Source organism: Kitasatospora sp. NPDC091257 (assembly GCF_044757675.1).
In the GTDB taxonomy this organism is placed as follows: Bacteria; Actinomycetota; Actinomycetes; order Streptomycetales; family Streptomycetaceae; genus Kitasatospora; species Kitasatospora lactacystinica.
Genome location: NZ_JBIVVI010000883.1, coordinates 1 through 3,959 on the forward strand (window position 1 = coordinate 1; position 3,959 = coordinate 3,959).

Consider the following 3,959-nt stretch of genomic DNA (forward strand, 5'->3'; position numbering starts at 1 on the left):
CGGCCGGGGTCATCGTTGAGGCACCACGAGCGGGGACCGTCCGGGCCCCCGGGGAGGAGCCTCGGCGTGTTCGACCTCTACCACCCGCGCGTCCTCGGCACGACGGCGGTCGTGCCCGCCGCCCTCGGCGGCTTCGCTCTCAGCCTCGATCTCGGTCTCGGTCTCGGTCTCGGGCGCGGGTTCGTGCGCCGGGTCGCCCGGCGGCGATCAGGCCGGGAGCCGTGTCCGGGGCACCGCGGCCGGATCGACCGCGTCCGTGAGCGGGCCCTGCCCGAAGCAACTGCTCCGCTGAGCCCCGGTGTCGTGCACGGCGGTTTGCACCAGGGCGTACTGGAACGGCACCCCGATCGCCGCCAGCGGCAGCAGTACGCACAGCAGGGCGTGCCCCGGGCCGATCCGGAACGTCCTGCGGCGGACGGCGGCGACGAGCTGCCAGCCGCCCCAGCACACCGAGACGACGGCCAGCCCCAACCCCGCCCAGGCGAGCGGCAGTACGGGGGCCGGGGCGCCGGGGCTGTCCTGGCAGCGGCTCACGAGCCCGTGGATGTCGCCGTCCGCGACGAGCGTCGGCACGCCGCACGCCCACCCGAGGCAGGCGAGCAGCAGCGGGCCGCCCGCCCGGAGCCACCGCGGGGAGCGCTGTTCTTCACTCATATGCCTAGTACCAGTCCGGATTCACGCGGACGAAGTGCAGCTTCTGGTGCCCGCGCTGCTCCTGGAAGCTGTCGATCCGGCCGCCCATGCTCGCGTTCTGCTGGCCGCCGCTGTGCTGGGTGTAGCGGATGTCCCCGTCCGGGGTCACCGCCGTCACCACCGCGGTGTGGTGGACGACGCCCTTCTTGTCCTGGGAGTCCTGGTCGGAGTCCTCCTCGTAGTAGACGATGTCCCCGGGCTTCACTTCGCCCGGCGGGACCTCCTGACCGCCGTGGCGCAGCATGAAGTCGTGCATGTTCTGCGCCCCGGCCCAGCTCTTCGAATAGTCGAGCCGCTGGTCGAGCCAGTCGCCGCCCGCGTCGTCGCTGCGTCCCCAGGTATCGTCTCCGCGCCAGCCCCACCACTGATCCCATTTGGCGTGCACGCCGCCCTGGCGCAGCGCCTCGGAGGCGAAGTTGGTGCAGTTGTCGTCGAAGACGTCGATGGTGGTGTCGTTCCAGTGCTCCAGCGCCCACTGCACCGTCTTCACCCGGTCGTACTTGGCGTTGGGCCCGCCGCGCAGGCCCACCTTCACGTCGTCGGGGATGCCCGGGAGGTTGGCGAGGGTCACGGGGTCGGAGAGCATCAGCTCCTTGTGCTGGTTGTCGGTCAGTGCCTTCCACCAGTCGGCGACCAGCCGGGGGTCCTGCCCGCTGGGGATGCCCCCGGTGTACATGGACAGTTCGGTCTGCGAGGCTTCGCGCTGGAGCTGGTCCAGCGCCTTGCGCGGGTCGGTCTCGCAGGTCGCGGCGGCGAGCTTGCGCAGTTCGGCGGAGGCCAGCTTGTCGGCCTGGGCGGCCTCGCGCAGCGCCTCCTGGAGCATCGCGTTCACCTCCTGGACGGCGTTGTCGTTCGAGGCCGCCGCGCCGCCGCTGCCGTGGACGGCGGCGGCGGTCTCGTCGACGGTGAGGCCGTACTGCCGGGCCATGTCCAGGGCGGAGTTCAGGGTGAGCTTGGCCCGGGTGATGCCGGCGCTCAGCCCGTCGAGGATCATGACGACGCCGCGCATGATGTCCGCGCCGGCCTCCAGGATCTGGGCCTGTTCCTGGAGCTTGCGGCCGGCGGCCTCGCCGACCTTGTCCTTCCAGTTCTCCTTGAGCGGGTCGACGCCGTTGGCATGGATGTCATTGACGGCCTGCCATGCCTGCTTGGACAGGGCGAGCCAGGAGCCGGCGGCGGCATCGACGTCGATGCTGTTGGCGGCCTTGAGCGCCGCGATGGTCATCGTCACGGCTGCTGCCCCGGTTCCGTGCCCCCGAGGTCACCGAGTGCGGCGTCGAGCCGGCGGGCGTACTCCTGGTCGGCCTGGTCGTAGGACCGCGCCGACTCGTGCAACTGTGAGGAGTACAGATGGAGTTGATCGACGACCGACTTCACGTGGGCCTGCCAGGCGTCGGCGCAGTCCTTCAGCGCCGGACCGGAGTCCCAGGCCGACATCGCGTCGGCGGCCGCGTGGCTGTTGTCGAGCCAGTGCCCGACGGGGCCGAAAGTCTTGGCGGCCTCCGTGAGGCCGTGCGCCGACTGTCGCAACGCATGTGTCTGGACGTGGATGTGGTTCACGGTCAGGTCCCCCTACCCGGCTATGTCGATCCCGATCGACATGGGTGCGGCCATGGTAACGACCGGTTTGGAAGGGAAAGGTCATCCGAAAGTCATGAGAAAGTAATTCGACAGGGCTGGTTGCCTTGCTTCCTGTCGGATACTGGGCAGCCGGTCACCGGCGCGGAAACCGGGCCTCGTTCGACCGACCGGGAACACGACTTCGCCTTCGTCAGCGGCAGCGTCCTCGACTACGCGGGCGCCCCGTACGTGAGCGGCAAGGCGGTGCCGGACGTCGGCGGCCAGCCGATCGGCACGGAGTACGACCGCCGGCCGTACCTCTACGGGATCTACGGCAGCGCCGCCCCGCGCGACGGGCGGTCGGTCGGCTGGAACGGCACGCTCTACCAGAGCACCGAGGTCTTCCGGTTCCTCAAGCAGCGACTGGGCGCGACCAGCGCCGCCGTGGTCGCCTACAACCAAGGCCGACTCGACCCGTTACGCCGGACAGCTGAAGGCGGGGCTGGAGGCCGAGGGGTACCGGGTGCTGCTCCAGACGGTGGACTTCGCGCTGCCGAACTTCCAGGCGGTGGCCGCGGCGGTGCACGCCGACGGCTCGCAGCTGCTGTTCGACGCGATGGACTCCCGGGGCAACGCGGCGCTGTGCCGGGCGCTGGACGAGGCCGGGGTGACGGTGGCGGCGAAGGTCACCAACGTGCAGAACTGGTTGGAGTCAGTGCGCACCGACTACGCCTCGTCGCCGGACTGCCGCAACGCGCTGTGGGCGACCTCGTCGAGCCTGAACTACGAGGACGAGCAGTACCCGGCGGTCCACGACTTCCGGACCGCAATGGCCCGCTACCACCCGGACCGGGCCGCCCTGCTGTCCGCCTGGGAGCTGGAGGGCTGGGCGGGCTCGCAGCTGCTGTTCGACGCGCTGGACTCCTGCGGCGTCGCGCCGACGCGCTCCTGCGTCGAGGCGTTCATGAACCGCGCCGAGCCCTACGACGCGCACGGCTTGATCCTGCCCGCCTCCTTCGTCCCGCAGCCGCCTCCCACCGGGTCGACCCGGGCGTGCCTGAACGCCGCCCGTTGGCAGGACTCGGCCCAGGGCGGGCAGGGCGGCTGGGTCACCCAGGTGCCGTCGATGACCACGAACTGCTTCGACGTGCCGCAGCTGCCGTACAAGCCGTAGCGCAGGGTCCGATCGACAGCCGACAGCCGACGGATTTCAGGTAACAGCTTTCAGGGAACAGCTTTCAGATGACGGGTAACAGGTGACAGATTTCGAAATCTGTCACCTGTTACCCGTCATCCGTTACTTGTCGTTGCCGGTCGCCCGCCCTCACGGCAGCCGCTCGACCACCACCATGGCCGCGTCGTCGTCCAGCCTGCCGCCGACGTGCGCGAGCAGATCGCGGCGCAGGCTCTGGAGCAGGGCGGTGGGGCGCTCGGAGCGCCAGGCGGTGACACGTTCGGTGAGCGGGTAGAAACGTCGCTGGGCATCGCGGGCCTCGATCACGCCGTCGGTGTAGATGAGCAGCCGGTCGCCGGGCCGGAACGGGAAGGTCTCCGCCTCGTACCGCGCCGGCGCGAGTTCGCCGAGGCCCAGCGGCGGGGAGGGGTGGTGCGCGGCGAGGGTGGTGATGCCGCCGGCGCGCAGCAGCAGTGGCACCTCGGACAGCCAGTCGGCGGCCTCCTCGCCCTGATCGATGCCGAGGAACGGC

4 protein-coding genes and 1 pseudogene are annotated in these 3,959 nt (G+C 70.5%); 1 reads left to right on the top strand and 4 read right to left on the bottom strand.

Annotated features, from left to right (window positions below; all coding sequences use genetic code 11):
- Positions 1-207 precede the first annotated feature (207 nt).
- Genes ACIQOV_RS31335 through ACIQOV_RS31345 form a run of 3 tightly spaced genes read right to left on the bottom strand, consistent with a single transcriptional unit; the run spans position 208 to position 2,253 of the window.
- Positions 208-654 carry a hypothetical protein gene (locus tag ACIQOV_RS31335; RefSeq protein WP_401054029.1) on the bottom strand — a complete coding sequence of 149 codons (447 nt, stop codon included), beginning with the start codon at positions 652-654 and terminating at the stop codon, positions 208-210.
- 4 nt (positions 655-658) lie between these two features.
- Positions 659-1,918, bottom strand: a complete 1,260-nt coding sequence (locus ACIQOV_RS31340) for an amidase domain-containing protein (protein WP_401054033.1) — start codon at positions 1,916-1,918, stop codon at positions 659-661.
- 2 nt (positions 1,919-1,920) lie between these two features.
- Positions 1,921-2,253 (bottom strand): type VII secretion target, encoded by a 333-nt coding sequence (locus ACIQOV_RS31345; RefSeq protein WP_401054031.1) that lies wholly within the window; start codon positions 2,251-2,253, stop codon positions 1,921-1,923.
- A 484-nt stretch (positions 2,254-2,737) separates the two neighbouring features.
- Here ACIQOV_RS31345 and ACIQOV_RS31350 point away from each other — a divergent pair.
- Positions 2,738-3,427: pseudogene (locus ACIQOV_RS31350) on the top strand (ABC transporter substrate-binding protein); the annotation flags it as partial.
- A 150-nt stretch (positions 3,428-3,577) separates the two neighbouring features.
- On the opposite strand, the gene ACIQOV_RS31355 reads toward ACIQOV_RS31350, so the two are convergent.
- On the bottom strand, positions 3,578-3,959 hold a 382-nt coding region (locus ACIQOV_RS31355; RefSeq protein ID WP_401054032.1), incomplete at its 5' end, for a PP2C family protein-serine/threonine phosphatase.